Origin of the sequence: Mesonia ostreae, from assembly GCF_031845265.1 — a bacterium.
Classification (GTDB): domain Bacteria; phylum Bacteroidota; class Bacteroidia; order Flavobacteriales; family Flavobacteriaceae; genus Mesonia; species Mesonia ostreae.
On the sequence record NZ_JAVRBG010000007.1, the window covers coordinates 152,499 to 166,109 of the forward strand.

Consider the following 13,611-nt stretch of genomic DNA (forward strand, 5'->3'; position numbering starts at 1 on the left):
TAACTTTACGGAATAATTTTTCTTTTTACGCGCTGAGAGATGGATGTAATCAGTTCATAGGAAATGGTGCCGGCATTGTGAGCAAAAACTTCGGCGCTTTTATCTTTTCCAAAGAGAATCACTTCATCTCCTTCTTCACAATCAATACCTGTAATGTCTACCATAATCATATCCATACACACGTTGCCAATAATGGGAGCTAAATTTCCATGAATGGAGACGTTGGTGTTCTGTTTGCCGTAAATTCTATTAATTCCGTCGGCGTGACCTAAAGGTAAGGTGGCCGTTTTGGTATCTTTTGAAGCATTAAACATTCGGTTATACCCTACACTTTCGCCTTTTTTGATGTTGTGAATTTGAGAAATAATGGTTTTTAGAGTTCCAATAGGGATGAGTTGTTGGTCGACTTCTTTAGAGTTTCCGTAGCCGTAGAGGCCAATTCCTGTTCTCACCATATCCAGATGAGCCTCGGGATAATTTAAAATTCCACTGGTATTGCACAAATGTCGTAATGGACGGTAGCCTAAGTTCTCTATCAATTGATCACTTACTTTTTTAAACGTGTCCATTTGATGATGGGTAAACTCTTTCTCTTTAACATCTTCACTAGCAGCAAAATGAGAAAAAATTCCGTCTACTTTTATACTTGAAGTTTGTTTTAATTTCTCCACTATCATTGGGACTTCTTTCGGATCAAAACCCAGTCGATTTAAACCCGTATTCAGTTTTAAGTGAATAGGATAATTTTTTTGTTGATTTGCTTCCGCGGAAGCGATAAAATGATTAAGTACAAATTCGCTATAAATACTTGGTGTAAGACATTGATCTATAATTTCTTGAAAGTGTGTAGACTGCGGGTGAAGCACCAAAATAGGTTGGGTGATTCCACCATTTCTTAAATCGATTCCCTCTTGCGTGTAAGCCACCGCAAAATAATCTACGCCCAGGCTTTCTAGTTTTTTAGCCAATGCTACCGAATCACTTCCGTAGGCAAAAGCTTTAATGACGGCGAGTTTTTTTACGTTATCATCTACTTTAGAGGCAAGATAGCGGTAGTTATGCTCTAGCGCTTTTAAATCTATTTCGAGAACGGTTTCTGAAGGTTTCATAGTTTTCTTTCTTTTGGGAGAACCTCACTTATTTCAACATCCAGTTTTCTCACTTTTTGATCGCGCATGGCTTTGTAATAGGCGGCTCTACTAAGCGGTTCATATTCTTCGGTTTCTCCAAGAAGAACCAAATCTTTACTGGCTGCTTTTCTAAAGCTGTATTGTGCCAAATTTCCTGTTCTTGTACATACGGCGTGCACTTTGGTCACATATTCTGCAGTCGCCATGAGATTAGGAATTGGACCAAAAGGGTTGCCTTTAAAATCCATATCTAAACCCGCCACTACAACGCGAATGCCTTTATTGGCAAGATCGTTACAAACGCTTACAATCTCATCGTCAAAAAACTGAGCTTCATCAATACCCACCACATCGCAAGAATCTGCTAAAAGCCTAATATTTGCAGCTGCAGGAACAGGAGTAGACCTAATTTCATTCGCATCGTGAGAAATCACCATGTCTTCATCGTAGCGAATATCTATGGTAGGTTTAAAAATTTCTACTTTCTGTTTGGCAAATTGGGCGCGCTTTAATCTGCGAATAAGCTCTTCGGTTTTTCCAGAGAACATACTTCCACAAATTACTTCAATCCATCCAAATTGCTCTTCGTGATTTACGGTATTTTCAAGAAACATTTTGTAATTTTCAGCATTCAAACAGGAAACTTCCTGTAAAAAAATAAAGTTGAGATAAATTTACTAAAAATTAAGCTCCACAAGCAAAGTAAATCATAAAGTTATGAAGAAGACCTTAGAAGCAGAGCTTATGAGTATTGCTCATAGAATCTTGCAATTAAAAAATAAAGCAGATGTTCATGAATTAAAAGCGGTAACGGGTGTTTTGTACGAAAAGCTTTCGGTGCTTTCATTTACCGAAAAACATTTTGATGGACCCCAGCCTACCATTGGAAAAAAAAATATTGAAGAAGCCTTAACGGAAGAAAATAAGGAATCTCAAGCAGAAGCGATTTCTTTTCCTGAAGAAGAGGAGCAGCAAGAGGTAATCCAACATGAAGCTGAAGCCATTATAGAACCAAAGGCGGAAGAAATAAAAAAAGTTACTTCTTCTGTACCTTCTGAAACTACAAAAGTAGAAGAGGTGCTCGAAGATATTTTACCTCAGGCTGAAGAAGAAACCAAAGACGAATTTAGAAGTTTGGGCGGAGTTCATTATGACGATTTACCCCAGTTTGAAAGACCTTCGGAAGTAAATAAATCAGAAGAAATTAAAGAAGACGAGGTTTTTGTAGAAGGAGCTTTTTCAGAAGAAGTTCAGCCAGAAGAGATTCTGCAAGAAAAAGTTTTTCATAAAGAAATTTTCAATACAGAAGTTCAGCCAGAGGCGAAAACCGAAGTAGAGGAAGAAGTTAAAGACGAAATAGAACAAGCAAAGGATGAAGGTTCACTTACAGATGAGCAACAGAATCTCTTTGGAATTATGCCTGAATTTGAGCGTAAAGAAGATTTTAACAGCAGACATGCTGCTAAGAAAAAATCGCTTAATGATCAACTAAAAAAAGGAATTCAGATTGGTTTAAATGACCGCTTAAGCTATATCAAACATCTTTTTGATGGTGATGCGGCAGACTACAACCGGGTGCTGTCTCAATTGAATAGCGTTGAAAGTCTTCCAGAAGCCCAACGTTTTATTCATGAGGTGGTAAAACCAGATTATCAGAATTGGGAAAATAAAGAGGTGTATGAAAGCCGTTTCCTAAAAGCCATTGAAAATAAATATGCTTAATGGGAAAATTATTTATTGTTCCTACGCCCATTGGTAATCTAGAGGATATGACATTTAGAGCTGTAAAAGTGCTCCAAGAAGTCGATTTTATTCTTGCGGAAGACACCCGAACTAGCGGAAAACTGCTCAAGCATTTTAAAATTTCTACGCAAATGCACAGCCACCATATGCACAATGAGCATAAGACCTTGCAAATGATTGTAGATAGAATTAAACATGGAGAAAATGCAGCTTTAATTAGCGATGCAGGAACCCCGGCAATTTCAGATCCTGGGTTTTTGCTAACCCGTGCTTGCGTAGAAGAAAATATAGAAGTAGACTGCCTTCCAGGCGCGACGGCTTTTGTTCCTGCCTTAGTAAATAGCGGTCTCCCAAACGATAAGTTTGTTTTCGAAGGTTTTTTACCCGTAAAAAAAGGCCGACAAACCCGTCTTAAACTATTGGCAGATGAAACGCGGACTATGATTTTTTATGAATCACCGCATAAGCTTTTAAAAACCTTGCAGCATTTAATTGATTATTTAGGGGTAGAGCGGCAAGCCTCAGTTTCTAGAGAGATTAGTAAACTGCACGAAGAAACACAACGAGGAAATTTACAGGAAGTTTTAGATTATTATACCCAAAAGCCTCCCAAAGGAGAAATTGTACTTATTGTGGAAGGTAAAAAATAGAAGATTTTAGTAATTAGTAGCCAAAGCATTAAGTAATTTTTCAAAATAAACTTGATCTTCTTTGTGATACGCTTCCAAATTGATGCTAAAGTTCTCTTCCTCTTTTAACTGAATTTCTAACACCTGTTCAACTAATTCTGCTTTAATTAAAAGCGTGTTTTTAATCTTATGGCTTTCATCATTTAATTTATATTTTACAAAAGCAGGATCGTAAACTACTTGATTCTTTTTTACTCTAGAAATAAAGAAAATATAAGCAATCACTAAATTAGCTGCCACTACGAGATAAAAATAAGTAAAGTTTTCTGATGTAAAATAACCTATTAAACCTATCACAAGCAAAATAAAACCTACGAAAACAAAAACAAAAATTTTCAGCACATTGCGTTGTGTAAATTGAATTGGAGTTGCAGACATAGATTTTATATTTAATAAGGGACTCAAAAATAATAAACTTAACCTAAGCCATGAAACAACTTTTAACTAATATTAGAAATTGTACCTTATGCGAGGAGCATTTACCATTGGGTGCTAATCCCATTTTACGAGCGAACAAAAACTCTAAAATTGTGCTTATAAGTCAGGCTCCAGGAAGAGTGGTACATGAATCGAATATCGACTGGAATGACCAAAGTGGTAAAAAACTAAGAGAATGGTTAGGCGTAAGTGAAGAAACATTTTATAAAGATAAAAACTTTGCTGTTTTACCTATGGCATTTTGCTACCCAGGCAAAGCGAAAACAGGCGATTTACCGCCAAGAAAAAAATGTGCGCCGCAATGGCATCAACGTGTGTTAAATCATTTTGAAAATGATCCTTTATACATTTTAATTGGTTCTTATGCGTGTAAATATTATTTAGAAGGAAAAGAAAATCTAACCTATCGCGTAAAAAATTACCATACTTATCTGCCTAAATATTTTCCTATTCCGCATCCTTCTCCAGTGAATAGATTTTGGAGATCAAAAAACCCTTGGTTTGAAATGGAGGTAGTTCCAGAATTGCAGCAGCTTATTAAAAATAAACTTTCGTAACTTTATAGATTCTTTTCAATCTTTTAAATTAATCTTATGCGTTGGACGCTAGCCCCAAAACCAGACCCCAAAAAAGTAGAGCAGCTTCAAAAAAGTTTGGGAGTTGAAAAAGCTGTGGCTTACCTATTGGTGTTAAGAGGTGTTGAAACGTATGAGGAAGCGAAAGATTTTTTTAGGCCAGATTTAGCAAAACTTCACGATCCATTTTTAATGAGAGATATGGAGGTGGCTGTTAAGAGAATTCAGCAAGCCATTGCGCAAGAAGAATTGATTATGGTGTACGGCGATTATGATGTAGATGGGACTACGAGCGTTGCCTTAATGAGTTCGTATTTAAAAACCGAAACCCATTTAGTAACTACTTATATTCCCGATCGTTATAAAGAAGGTTACGGTATTTCTTATGCAGGAATTGATTACGCCCACGATAACGGTATCCACTTAATTATTGCTTTAGATTGTGGTATAAAAGCCATAGAAAAAGTAGCTTATGCCAAAGAAAAAGGGATAGATTTTATTATTTGTGATCACCATAGGCCCGGCAATGAAATTCCGCAAGCGGTGGCAGTTTTAGATCCCAAACGTGAAGATTGCAACTATCCTTACAAAGAGCTTTGCGGCTGCGGAGTAGGTTTTAAACTGATTCAGGCTTTAGAGCAGCTAAGAGGAAATTCGGTAGAAACACTAGCTCCTTATTTAGATTTGGTGGCCACCGCTATTGGGGCAGATATTGTGCCCATTACGGGAGAGAATAGAATTTTAGCCTATCACGGTTTACATATAATTAATACGCTTCCGCGGAAAGGTTTTCAGGCGATTATTAATCAGATAAAAAAAGAAATATTAACCATTACCGATGTGGTATTTATCATTGCTCCAAGAATTAATGCTGCGGGAAGAATGAAGCATGGGTTGCATGCGGTAGATTTGTTAACCGAAGAAAATGAAGAACAAGCTCAGCTATTTGCACAAGAAATAGAGCAGTACAATAAAGATAGAAGAGAAGAAGACCGAAGCATCACCGAAATGGCGTTGCAGCAAATTTTAACTCATAAAGAAGAGCATAAATCTACCACGGTAGTTTACCAAGAAGATTGGCATAAAGGCGTTATTGGCATTGTAGCCTCCCGCTTAACCGAAACGTATTACAGACCCACGCTTGTTTTTACCAAAAGCGGAGAAAGATTAGCAGCTTCGGCAAGATCTGTCAAAGGATTTGATGTCTACAATGCGTTAGAAGCTTGCCAAGAACATATAGAGCAATTTGGCGGACATAAGTATGCTGCGGGATTAACGCTACACGAAAACCAATATGAAAATTTTAAGCAAAAATTTGAAGAAGTAGTAGCTGGCAGTATAGAATCTCATATGCTCACGCCCGAAATTAAAATCGATTTAGAAATTTCACTAGAAGAAATCACCGATAAATTTCATAGAATCTTGAAGCAATTTGCTCCTTTTGGTCCGGGAAATATGGCACCCACTTTTTTTACCTCAAACCTAACCGATACGGGCTTTGCAAAAGCAGTAGGAAAAGAGAAAGATCATTTAAAATGTGCTGTACAACAACTTCCTAACCCTAAATCTATTGGAAGTATAGGTTTTAACTTGGGAAAAAAGCTAGAACTCATCTCAACTAAAAAACCATTTGACGCCGTATATGCTATAGACGAAAATGAATGGAATGGAAATGTAAGTCTTCAGTTGAAGTTAAAAGATATTCGATAAGTTACTATCGACCTTTGAAACCTAAAACCTCAAAACAATGAAAAAACCTTATTTAGACCTATTGGTCATTATTTTCTTATCAGGCTTCTCTATACTGGCTAATGAAATGGACTGGTGGCAAGATTATACTGCTTTTGTTATGGTTCCGCTTTTATTCGCTTATTTTATGGGTAAAGAAGTGGCGAAGAGACAAAAGAAGTAACTAGGGTGTTATACTTTTTATTTGAGGTTGCATTTTTAATTTTTTAGGTATCATTATAAAAAAATTTTTGCAAACATCTAAAATGAACTCAACTTTAGCGTTAGTAACATAAAACAAAACTATGATTATTCCTTTCGGCTCGAAACAGATCGAACAAATTTGGAATGGAATCCGATTAAAAAAGATGCCGATTGAAATACAGAACGTTGGACGTCGGAAATTAAAAAGGCTGAATAATTCACAGGATATATCTGATTTGAGAATACCGCTTTCTAACCGACTTGAAAAACTAACTGGGAAATTAAAAGAGTTTTATAGTATTAGAATTAACAAACAATGGCGAATTACATTCATTTGGAAAAGTGAAAACGCAAGCGAAGTGAAAATAATCAATTATCGCTAAAAAAATTATAGAATGGAAAAATTAGCTAACATACATCCAGGAGAAATTTTGAATTTCGAATTTATTGAGCGCTTTGAAATTACAGCATTATCGGCTTTCAAAGGACTTGAAAATTCCACAAATTCGGATATCAGAAATCATAAAAAGTAAGCGCAGAACTACAACAGATACAGCTTTACGATTGAGTAAATATTTTAGAAACTCTGCAAAGTTTTGGCTTGGGATACAAAATGATTATGACATCGAAGAGGAGAAAGGAAACAAACAAAAAGAATTAAACGAAATAGAAAATTATGGAGATAAAAATCTTGCCTAACAAAATTTATAAAAAATAGCTACTTCTTTTCTAAACCGAAAATTTAATTTTTTCGGGTTGTGTTTAGCCGACAAATCTGTGCTTATTTGCACAATGCTTTTTAAATACAAAGCGATATAAAATAAAAACTTGTAATTATTTAGAACAAATATAAATAATAGTATCTTTGATTTCAAAAATAGAAATGAAGGATATCGATATTATACACAAGACCAAGTATGGGATTTCTTTCTATTGGAAAAACCCAACAAGATAAGATTCAGTTGGTTTTTAGAGATATGGGTTTCTTTTTGAAGGAAGAGGAAGTGAAAATATTTCACAAAAATGTGATGGAAGCGCTAGAGCAAGGTTGTTGTTCGCAATGTAAAACTCCAAAAGATTGTAAATCTATTCTACTAAAAACACCTTCTTCTAAAATAGAATTAGCGGTAAGCAAATTAGAACTGAAAGAGATTAGAAATTTTTTGAGCGCTACGCTCTTTCATTTGGAGATAAAAAAATATCTTTCACTTTCAGCAAATTGACTTTTTTTAGTATTTGTCGAATAGTGTAAGTATTAAAAAAAAACAGTCTTTTAAGTTGTCAGGTCTAGCGGAGTCGAGAACTCATCACCTCTCTAATTTAGCTTATCTTGAGCAAAGTCGAAAGGCTCTCGCAAAGCATCTGGAGTGACAGATTAATAAGCAGCTTTTTTCTATTTAAACAATATACAGCCTATTCTTTCCTAGAGGTATTCTGATATTCTTTCAACTCAAATTTTTCTCCGTCAAAAACACCGTAGGTATAATAATTAATCCAATCGCCTAAATTGTGGTAGGTAGAATTTTCTCCTACTTTAATACTCATAGGTAAATGCCGATGGCCAAAGACAAAATAATCGTAGTGTTTGGTTTTCAATTTTCGCTTGGCGTATTGTACCAACCATTCATTTTCTTCGCCTAAAAATTTGGCGTCATCATCGCCAGAAATCAGTTTGTTTTTTACCGATAGATGTTGCGCTAATGGCACGCCCAAATCTGGATGAAACCAGCGGTAAAGCCATTTAGAAAACTTATTGGTGAAAACTTTCTTCATGCGTTTGTAGCCTTCGTCTCCAGGGCCTAATCCGTCACCGTGACCAATGAGAAATCTTTTATTGTTAAAGACAAATTCTTTGGGTTTGTGATACACAGGAATATTTAATTCATCTTGAAAATAAGAATCCATCCATAAATCATGATTGCCTACAAAAAAGTAGATAGGTATACCGCTGTCTCGAATTTCAGCGAGTTTTCCCAATACGCGTACAAAGCCTTTAGGAACTACGTGCTTATATTCAAACCAAAAATCGAACAAATCTCCCAACAAAAAAATGGCAGCAGCATCTTCTTTGACGTCGTCTAACCATTGTACAAATTTTTTCTCTCTAGGTTTACTTAATTCTTTTGTAGGCGCACCCAAGTGGTTATCGCTAGAGAAGTAAATTTTTTTGCCTTCGAGAATGTGCATAGTATTTATTGTTGAGCTCAAATATACTTATTTCTTAGCAGGAAGTCTTTTTGCGTTAGGGATAGTAGCGGCATCCTTTTTTGTGTTGAAAACCAAAAAAGATATAGCGAATAGCCCGACCCGCAGGGGAACGCCCTAATTATCGCTAGCAAACCACTCGGCAAAACTAGTTTCTGTTTCTTGTAGTCTTAGGCTATGTAATTTTATTTCTTGAGGAAGTCTGGCTTTTATCTTTTGTGCAAAATCGATAATCATTTGCTCACTGGTGGGTTGATATTCTACCAAAATTACATTGTGCTCTCTTTTAATAAGCTCCTCTGCCAGCTCTAGATGAGGTGTGTTTTTATTGAGAACGGTGGCGTGATCAAACTTATCTACAATTTCTTCTTTTACAATTTTTTTAAGGTCGCCAAAATCGATTACCATGCCGTTTTTAACGTTTTTACTATCGTTAATGGGCTTGCCAATTACGGTTACGTTAAGTTTATAACTGTGGCCGTGAACGTTTTTACATTTTCCGTCATACCCATAAAGGGCGTGACCGGTTTCAAAATTAAATTGTTTGGTAATGCGAATCTGACTCATTATTTTTTGAATTTATTGTATAAAACGACAACGACTACGGCTATGCCTAGGATTAAAAAAAGCCCTGGGCCACTTAAAAATTGTAATACTTCCACAAGAATTGGTATTTAATTTAGGCTGCAAAGTTAAACATTAAACTTGAGTTGAAATAAATTTTAAAAAATTGTGCGATCTGAAAATAAAATAAACAAGCTATACTAAAAAGTAGTACTATTACTTTAATATTTTAATATCTTTTAATGGAAAAACTAGAGCTATTTGAACAAGTAGATTTTAAGGCTAATTCTAAATACGAAAAAATAATTGAAGATCTGTTATTGCAGAAATATAGTATTACCGACACTTTTTTTGAGGCTTCGGAAATTGAAATTTTGCGTGCAGCAACGTTAAGGAAGTTAGAAGAAGATCAGTTTAAAAAAGCGGCCATAGGAAACCGAACTAACGAAATCATCGCAAAAAAAATACGCGGAGATTTTATTTTGTGGATGGATGAACAAAAAGCAGATGCTGCCGAAAAGGTATTTTTTGATAAAATCAACAATTTGGTGAATTATCTTAATAGTACATGTTTTATGGGCATCTTGCATAAAGAATTTCATTATGCGGTGTATCCAAAAGGAACATTTTACAAACGTCATTTAGATACTTTTCAAAACGATTCGTGTAGAAAACTCTCTATCGTATGCTATTTGAATGAAGAAAATTGGTTGACATCTAATGGGGGCGAACTCGTGATGTATACCTCTGAATCAACAGAAAAAACTATTTATCCTTTACCAGGAAGGCTGGTTATTTTTGAAAGTCAGCTTTTAGAACATGAGGTAAAAGAGGTGAAAAATGACCAGCGATTAAGCATTACGGGTTGGCTGAAGACTCGTTAGCCTTTTTTTGTGCTTCATCCTTTCGTTCTTGGCGTTCTTTTTTCATTTTTTTAGAATATATAAGAACCAACACAGCAATTAAAACCACTGCAGTGATATAAAACCAATTGGCCGCCATAAAATCTCCAAAAGTGTACCAACCAAATTGTTGGTTGGTACCTGTTTCTTCGGGATTGGGAATTTGAGTTTGTAAAAACATAGAATTATTTTTATGAAATATAAAGATATTTTAAGAAAATATCCCCATTTTAGGGAAGCTTTAACCCTTATAAATTATTGATATAATTTCCATATAAATCCTGAAACTGTGTTCCTTCAGAAAACTCATGCTTGCTTAACTTTTGATGAGCTGCCAGTCCCCAGAGCACAACTTCCATCATAAAGTAGCGTTCTTCTTCGGGTAGATTGGGTAAATATTTAATTACTAATTTTTTAAGGGGCTCTATACTTAACAAGGTTTTTTGATATTCTTTATCGCTTAAATCTGAAGTTAAAATAACACCTTCTTCATTAAAAAACCAATGCAGTACATCATCATAAGGAGTTTCTTCGTCTTGCTTCTGAAGCTTTTCTATATTCGGGAAGTTTTTAAGAAATAAGGTTTTTACTGCTTGGGTCATCAATTCTTTAGCGACAAAATCGGCGCCTTCTTGCTCGCCTTCATACACCAATTCAATTTTACCCGTAATTGCAGGAATAATTCCGGCAAAATCACTAAGTCTGAGTATAGTTTTTTCTTCGTCTAATAAAATAGCTCTACGTTCTGCGGTGCTCAATAAATTTTGAAAAGCAGTAATACTCATTCTAGCACTAATTCCACTTTTTACATCTACATATTCACTTTCTCTAGCCTCAAAACTTATTTGCTCTAAAACATCTTTGGCAATTTCAGGAACTACTATGCGTTGATGCTGACTTTCTTCTAAGCGTGCTTCTTGTGCTGTAATTTTTTTTGCTGTTGCCACATCTTGCGGATAATGGGTTAGAATTTGAGAACCGATTCTATCTTTTAAAGGCGTTACAATGCTACCACGATTGGTATAATCTTCTGGATTTGCCGTAAAAATAAACTGAAGGTCTAAAGGCATTCTCAATTTGAATCCTCGTATTTGAATGTCTCCTTCTTGAAGAATATTAAAAAGCGCCACTTGTATTCTCGCTTGCAAATCTGGTAATTCATTAATCACAAAAATGCTTCTGTTGGCACGAGGAATCATTCCGAAGTGAATTACCCGGTCATCGGCATAACTTAATTTTAAGTTAGCAGCTTTGATAGGATCTACATCACCAATTAAATCGGCTACCGTTACATCTGGGGTCGCTAGTTTTTCTGCAAAGCGCTCTTCTCTGTGCAACCAACTAATAGGCGTATCGTCTCCTTTTTCTTCTAAGATTTGTCTGGCATACCTAGAAATGGGATGAAAAGGATCGTCATTAATTTCAGAACCTTCGACCACGGGAATATACTCGTCCAACAACTGAATCATTAATCTTGCGATTCTTGTTTTTGCTTGTCCGCGTAAACCCAGGAGGTTAATATTGTGCTTAGAAAGAATGGCGCGTTCCAGTTCTGGAATTACTGTTTTTTCGTATCCGTGAATGCCTTCAAAAACATTTTCTTTGTTTTTTATTTTTTCAATTAAATTTTGGCGCAACTCTTCTTTAATGCTTTTACTTTGGTAAGAAGCATTTTTTAATTCGCCAAATGTTTTTATCTGTAATGTGTTCATAGTTTTGTGTTTGAAATAAACATCCCTCCCCAACCCTCCCTTCGAAGGGAGGGAGTTTTTTCGTTTTTGTTATGGGATTTGGTTGAATTCATTAATATAATTGCGTATTTCCATTTTTATAGCGTCGAAATCAGTAAAAACTTGAGCGTTAGTAAACCTTAGAAATGAAACACCATACTTTTCGATTTCACCTTGTCTTTTTGCATCTTCTAGAAAGTTATCCTCATGAATTTTACCATCTATTTCTAAAACTAAACCTATTTCATGGCAATAGAAATCAACAATATAATTTAACATAGGTACTTGTCTGTGAAATTCTACTCCTAAAGATTTCTTTCTAATATTTTTCCATACTAGAATTTCAGCGGGAGTCATATTTTTTCTCAGTTCTCTAGCTCTAATTTTTAATTTTCTATTATATGGTATAATTTTATTTGCCATAATGCTATTTAGCGCCCCTCTTTACAAGAGGGGTTGGGGAGATGTAATTACCGCATTCTCCTCTTTCTATTGGTTTCATAATCTTCAAAAATCATTTCCCCTAAGCCTGCAAGTCCGGTGTAGTAAGCTTTTCCCTGGTTGGAAGCCGAGAATTCATCTACAAATTGTTGCAAATACGGGTCTGAAGCTATCATAAAGGTGGTGATAGGAATTTTAAGTTTTCTCGCTTGCGCTGCCATATTGTAACAACGTTGCATGATGTATTCATCCAATCCCATAGAGTTTTTATAATAAGTACCATCGGGCATTCTTAGGCAACTCGGTTTACCATCGGTAATCATAAAAATTTGCTTGTTGGCATTTCGCTTCCGCCGAAGTAAATCCATTGCCAATTGTAAACCAGCAACTGTATTGGTATGAAAAGGACCGACTTGCAGATAGGGCAGGTCTTTAATTTTTATGGGCCAAGCGTCATTTCCAAAAACAATCACGTCTAACGAATCTTTAGGATATTGGGTTAGAATTAATTCCGCCAAGGCCATCGCTACTTTTTTGGCGGGAGTAATTCTATCTTCACCGTACAAAATCATACTGTGGCTTATGTCAATCATCAATACCGTGCTCATTTGCGATTTATGATTGCTTTCTTCCACCACCAAATCATTCTCGGTTAGATGAAAATCATCCATTCCATGATTGATTTGTGCATTTCTTATACTTTCGGTCATCGAGATTTTATCTAAAGAATCTCCGTATTGATAGGCTTTAAAATCTCCTGTTTTTTCTTGCGTATGACCGCTGTGTTTGGTTTTGTGATTCCCTGAAGAACCTTTACGCATCTTCCCAAAAATTTCTTTTAAGGCACGCTGCCTGATTGCTTTTTCGGTTTTAGAAGTAATTTCTATACCATTTTTGCCATCTGGTTTTATCCGCTCTTGGATGTAACCTTTGTTTTTGAGGTCTTCAATAAAATCTTTAATGGAATAATCTGGCGTGGTCAATTGATACTCTTTATCGAGCTGTTTGAGCCAATCAATCGCCTCATCAAAATCTCCAGAAGTATGGGTAATCAATTCTTTAAATACTTCAAAAAGAATCTCAAACGGAGACTGATAAGGTTTCTTATAGGTTTTAAAGATAAAACCGCTACTTACATCATTTCTATTCATAAGCTTAAAAATACGATATTTTGAAAGCATTTAGTAATAGACAGGTGTTAAACTGAAATTAATGTTTAAGATTAGTTGTGTCCCACTAAGATTTAAGACTCGCCCGTACCT

Annotated in this window: 17 protein-coding genes and 1 pseudogene; 9 read left to right on the forward strand and 9 right to left on the reverse strand. The window is 35.6% G+C overall.

Annotated features, from left to right (window positions below; translation table 11 throughout):
* Positions 1–5 precede the first annotated feature (5 nt).
* Together alr and RLT85_RS08820 are read right to left on the reverse strand one after the other, a co-directional pair.
* Positions 6–1,109, reverse strand: coding sequence for an alanine racemase (gene alr, locus RLT85_RS08815; protein ID WP_311401663.1), 1,104 nt, complete (start codon positions 1,107–1,109; stop codon positions 6–8).
* Positions 1,106–1,744, reverse strand: a complete 639-nt coding sequence (locus tag RLT85_RS08820) for a thymidine kinase (protein WP_311401664.1) — start codon at positions 1,742–1,744, stop codon at positions 1,106–1,108. Before RLT85_RS08820 ends, alr begins: the two co-directional genes overlap by 4 nt.
* 103 nt (positions 1,745–1,847) lie before the next feature.
* On the opposite strand from RLT85_RS08820, the gene RLT85_RS08825 reads away from it, so the two are divergent.
* The gene (locus RLT85_RS08825; protein ID WP_311401665.1) at positions 1,848–2,852 is read left to right on the forward strand and encodes a DUF8457 domain-containing protein; all 1,005 of its coding nucleotides are present in this window, start codon (positions 1,848–1,850) and stop codon (positions 2,850–2,852) included.
* Positions 2,852–3,523, forward strand: a complete 672-nt coding sequence (gene rsmI, locus RLT85_RS08830; RefSeq protein WP_311401666.1) for a 16S rRNA (cytidine(1402)-2'-O)-methyltransferase — start codon at positions 2,852–2,854, stop codon at positions 3,521–3,523. The genes RLT85_RS08825 and rsmI overlap by 1 nt, the downstream gene beginning before the upstream one ends.
* A gap of 6 nt (positions 3,524–3,529) precedes the next feature.
* Here the strand turns inward: rsmI and RLT85_RS08835 are convergent, their stop codons facing one another.
* A complete protein-coding gene (locus RLT85_RS08835; RefSeq protein WP_311401667.1) occupies positions 3,530–3,940 on the reverse strand; it encodes a hypothetical protein in 411 nt (136 codons plus the stop codon).
* Between the two features lie 50 nt (positions 3,941–3,990).
* Between RLT85_RS08835 and RLT85_RS08840 the strand changes: the two genes are divergently transcribed.
* The 6 genes and pseudogenes from RLT85_RS08840 (at position 3,991) to RLT85_RS08865 (ending at position 7,730) form a co-directional block, all read left to right on the forward strand.
* Positions 3,991–4,557: a uracil-DNA glycosylase family protein gene (locus RLT85_RS08840; RefSeq protein ID WP_311401668.1), complete on the forward strand. Its 567-nt coding sequence runs from the start codon at positions 3,991–3,993 to the stop codon at positions 4,555–4,557.
* A 36-nt stretch (positions 4,558–4,593) separates the two neighbouring features.
* Positions 4,594–6,285 (forward strand): single-stranded-DNA-specific exonuclease RecJ, encoded by a 1,692-nt coding sequence (gene recJ, locus RLT85_RS08845; RefSeq protein ID WP_311401669.1) that lies wholly within the window; start codon positions 4,594–4,596, stop codon positions 6,283–6,285.
* A 37-nt stretch (positions 6,286–6,322) separates the two neighbouring features.
* On the forward strand, positions 6,323–6,487 hold the full coding sequence (locus RLT85_RS08850) for a hypothetical protein (protein ID WP_311401670.1): 165 nt from the start codon (positions 6,323–6,325) through the stop codon (positions 6,485–6,487).
* Between the two features lie 121 nt (positions 6,488–6,608).
* Positions 6,609–6,890, forward strand: coding sequence for a type II toxin-antitoxin system RelE/ParE family toxin (locus tag RLT85_RS08855; RefSeq protein WP_311401671.1), 282 nt, complete (start codon positions 6,609–6,611; stop codon positions 6,888–6,890).
* Positions 6,891–6,902: 12 nt separating this feature from the next.
* Positions 6,903–7,206, forward strand: a pseudogene (locus RLT85_RS08860) (HigA family addiction module antitoxin).
* A 218-nt stretch (positions 7,207–7,424) separates the two neighbouring features.
* Positions 7,425–7,730: a hypothetical protein gene (locus tag RLT85_RS08865; protein ID WP_311401672.1), complete on the forward strand. Its 306-nt coding sequence runs from the start codon at positions 7,425–7,427 to the stop codon at positions 7,728–7,730.
* 190 nt (positions 7,731–7,920) lie between these two features.
* Here RLT85_RS08865 and RLT85_RS08870 read toward each other — a convergent pair whose 3' ends face one another.
* Entirely contained in the window at positions 7,921–8,694 is a 774-nt protein-coding gene (locus tag RLT85_RS08870) for a UDP-2,3-diacylglucosamine diphosphatase (RefSeq protein ID WP_311401673.1), read from the reverse strand.
* Positions 8,695–8,829: 135 nt separating this feature from the next.
* Positions 8,830–9,279, reverse strand: a complete 450-nt coding sequence (gene queD, locus RLT85_RS08875) for a 6-carboxytetrahydropterin synthase QueD (protein ID WP_311401674.1) — start codon at positions 9,277–9,279, stop codon at positions 8,830–8,832.
* Between the two features lie 239 nt (positions 9,280–9,518).
* Between queD and RLT85_RS08880 the strand changes: the two genes are divergently transcribed.
* Entirely contained in the window at positions 9,519–10,160 is a 642-nt protein-coding gene (locus tag RLT85_RS08880; RefSeq protein ID WP_311401675.1) for a 2OG-Fe(II) oxygenase, read from the forward strand.
* Here the strand turns inward: RLT85_RS08880 and RLT85_RS08885 are convergent.
* From RLT85_RS08885 to RLT85_RS08900, 4 genes are all read right to left on the reverse strand, one after another.
* Positions 10,135–10,359 carry a hypothetical protein gene (locus RLT85_RS08885; RefSeq protein WP_311401676.1) on the reverse strand — a complete coding sequence of 75 codons (225 nt, stop codon included), beginning with the start codon at positions 10,357–10,359 and terminating at the stop codon, positions 10,135–10,137. The genes RLT85_RS08880 and RLT85_RS08885 overlap by 26 nt on opposite strands.
* A 67-nt stretch (positions 10,360–10,426) precedes the next feature.
* Entirely contained in the window at positions 10,427–11,890 is a 1,464-nt protein-coding gene (locus RLT85_RS08890; protein WP_311401677.1) for a sigma 54-interacting transcriptional regulator, read from the reverse strand.
* 69 nt (positions 11,891–11,959) lie between these two features.
* Positions 11,960–12,331 (reverse strand): endonuclease domain-containing protein, encoded by a 372-nt coding sequence (locus RLT85_RS08895; protein ID WP_311401678.1) that lies wholly within the window; start codon positions 12,329–12,331, stop codon positions 11,960–11,962.
* Between the two features lie 47 nt (positions 12,332–12,378).
* A complete protein-coding gene (locus RLT85_RS08900) occupies positions 12,379–13,530 on the reverse strand; it encodes a vWA domain-containing protein (protein ID WP_311401679.1) in 1,152 nt (383 codons plus the stop codon).
* Between the last annotated feature and the right edge of the window lie 81 nt (positions 13,531–13,611).

Coding starts and splice junctions, on each gene's coding strand:
- alr (WP_311401663.1), bottom strand. CDS start 1,109: ATGAAACCTTCAGAAACCGTTCTCGAAATAGATTTAAAAGCGCTAGAG.
- RLT85_RS08820 (WP_311401664.1), bottom strand. CDS start 1,744: ATGTTTCTTGAAAATACCGTAAATCACGAAGAGCAATTTGGATGGATT.
- RLT85_RS08825 (WP_311401665.1), top strand. CDS start 1,848: ATGAAGAAGACCTTAGAAGCAGAGCTTATGAGTATTGCTCATAGAATC.
- rsmI (WP_311401666.1), top strand. CDS start 2,852: ATGGGAAAATTATTTATTGTTCCTACGCCCATTGGTAATCTAGAGGAT.
- RLT85_RS08835 (WP_311401667.1), bottom strand. CDS start 3,940: ATGTCTGCAACTCCAATTCAATTTACACAACGCAATGTGCTGAAAATT.
- RLT85_RS08840 (WP_311401668.1), top strand. CDS start 3,991: ATGAAACAACTTTTAACTAATATTAGAAATTGTACCTTATGCGAGGAG.
- recJ (WP_311401669.1), top strand. CDS start 4,594: ATGCGTTGGACGCTAGCCCCAAAACCAGACCCCAAAAAAGTAGAGCAG.
- RLT85_RS08850 (WP_311401670.1), top strand. CDS start 6,323: ATGAAAAAACCTTATTTAGACCTATTGGTCATTATTTTCTTATCAGGC.
- RLT85_RS08855 (WP_311401671.1), top strand. CDS start 6,609: ATGATTATTCCTTTCGGCTCGAAACAGATCGAACAAATTTGGAATGGA.
- RLT85_RS08865 (WP_311401672.1), top strand. CDS start 7,425: ATGGGATTTCTTTCTATTGGAAAAACCCAACAAGATAAGATTCAGTTG.
- RLT85_RS08870 (WP_311401673.1), bottom strand. CDS start 8,694: ATGCACATTCTCGAAGGCAAAAAAATTTACTTCTCTAGCGATAACCAC.
- queD (WP_311401674.1), bottom strand. CDS start 9,279: ATGAGTCAGATTCGCATTACCAAACAATTTAATTTTGAAACCGGTCAC.
- RLT85_RS08880 (WP_311401675.1), top strand. CDS start 9,519: ATGGAAAAACTAGAGCTATTTGAACAAGTAGATTTTAAGGCTAATTCT.
- RLT85_RS08885 (WP_311401676.1), bottom strand. CDS start 10,359: ATGTTTTTACAAACTCAAATTCCCAATCCCGAAGAAACAGGTACCAAC.
- RLT85_RS08890 (WP_311401677.1), bottom strand. CDS start 11,890: ATGAACACATTACAGATAAAAACATTTGGCGAATTAAAAAATGCTTCT.
- RLT85_RS08895 (WP_311401678.1), bottom strand. CDS start 12,331: ATGGCAAATAAAATTATACCATATAATAGAAAATTAAAAATTAGAGCT.
- RLT85_RS08900 (WP_311401679.1), bottom strand. CDS start 13,530: ATGCTTTCAAAATATCGTATTTTTAAGCTTATGAATAGAAATGATGTA.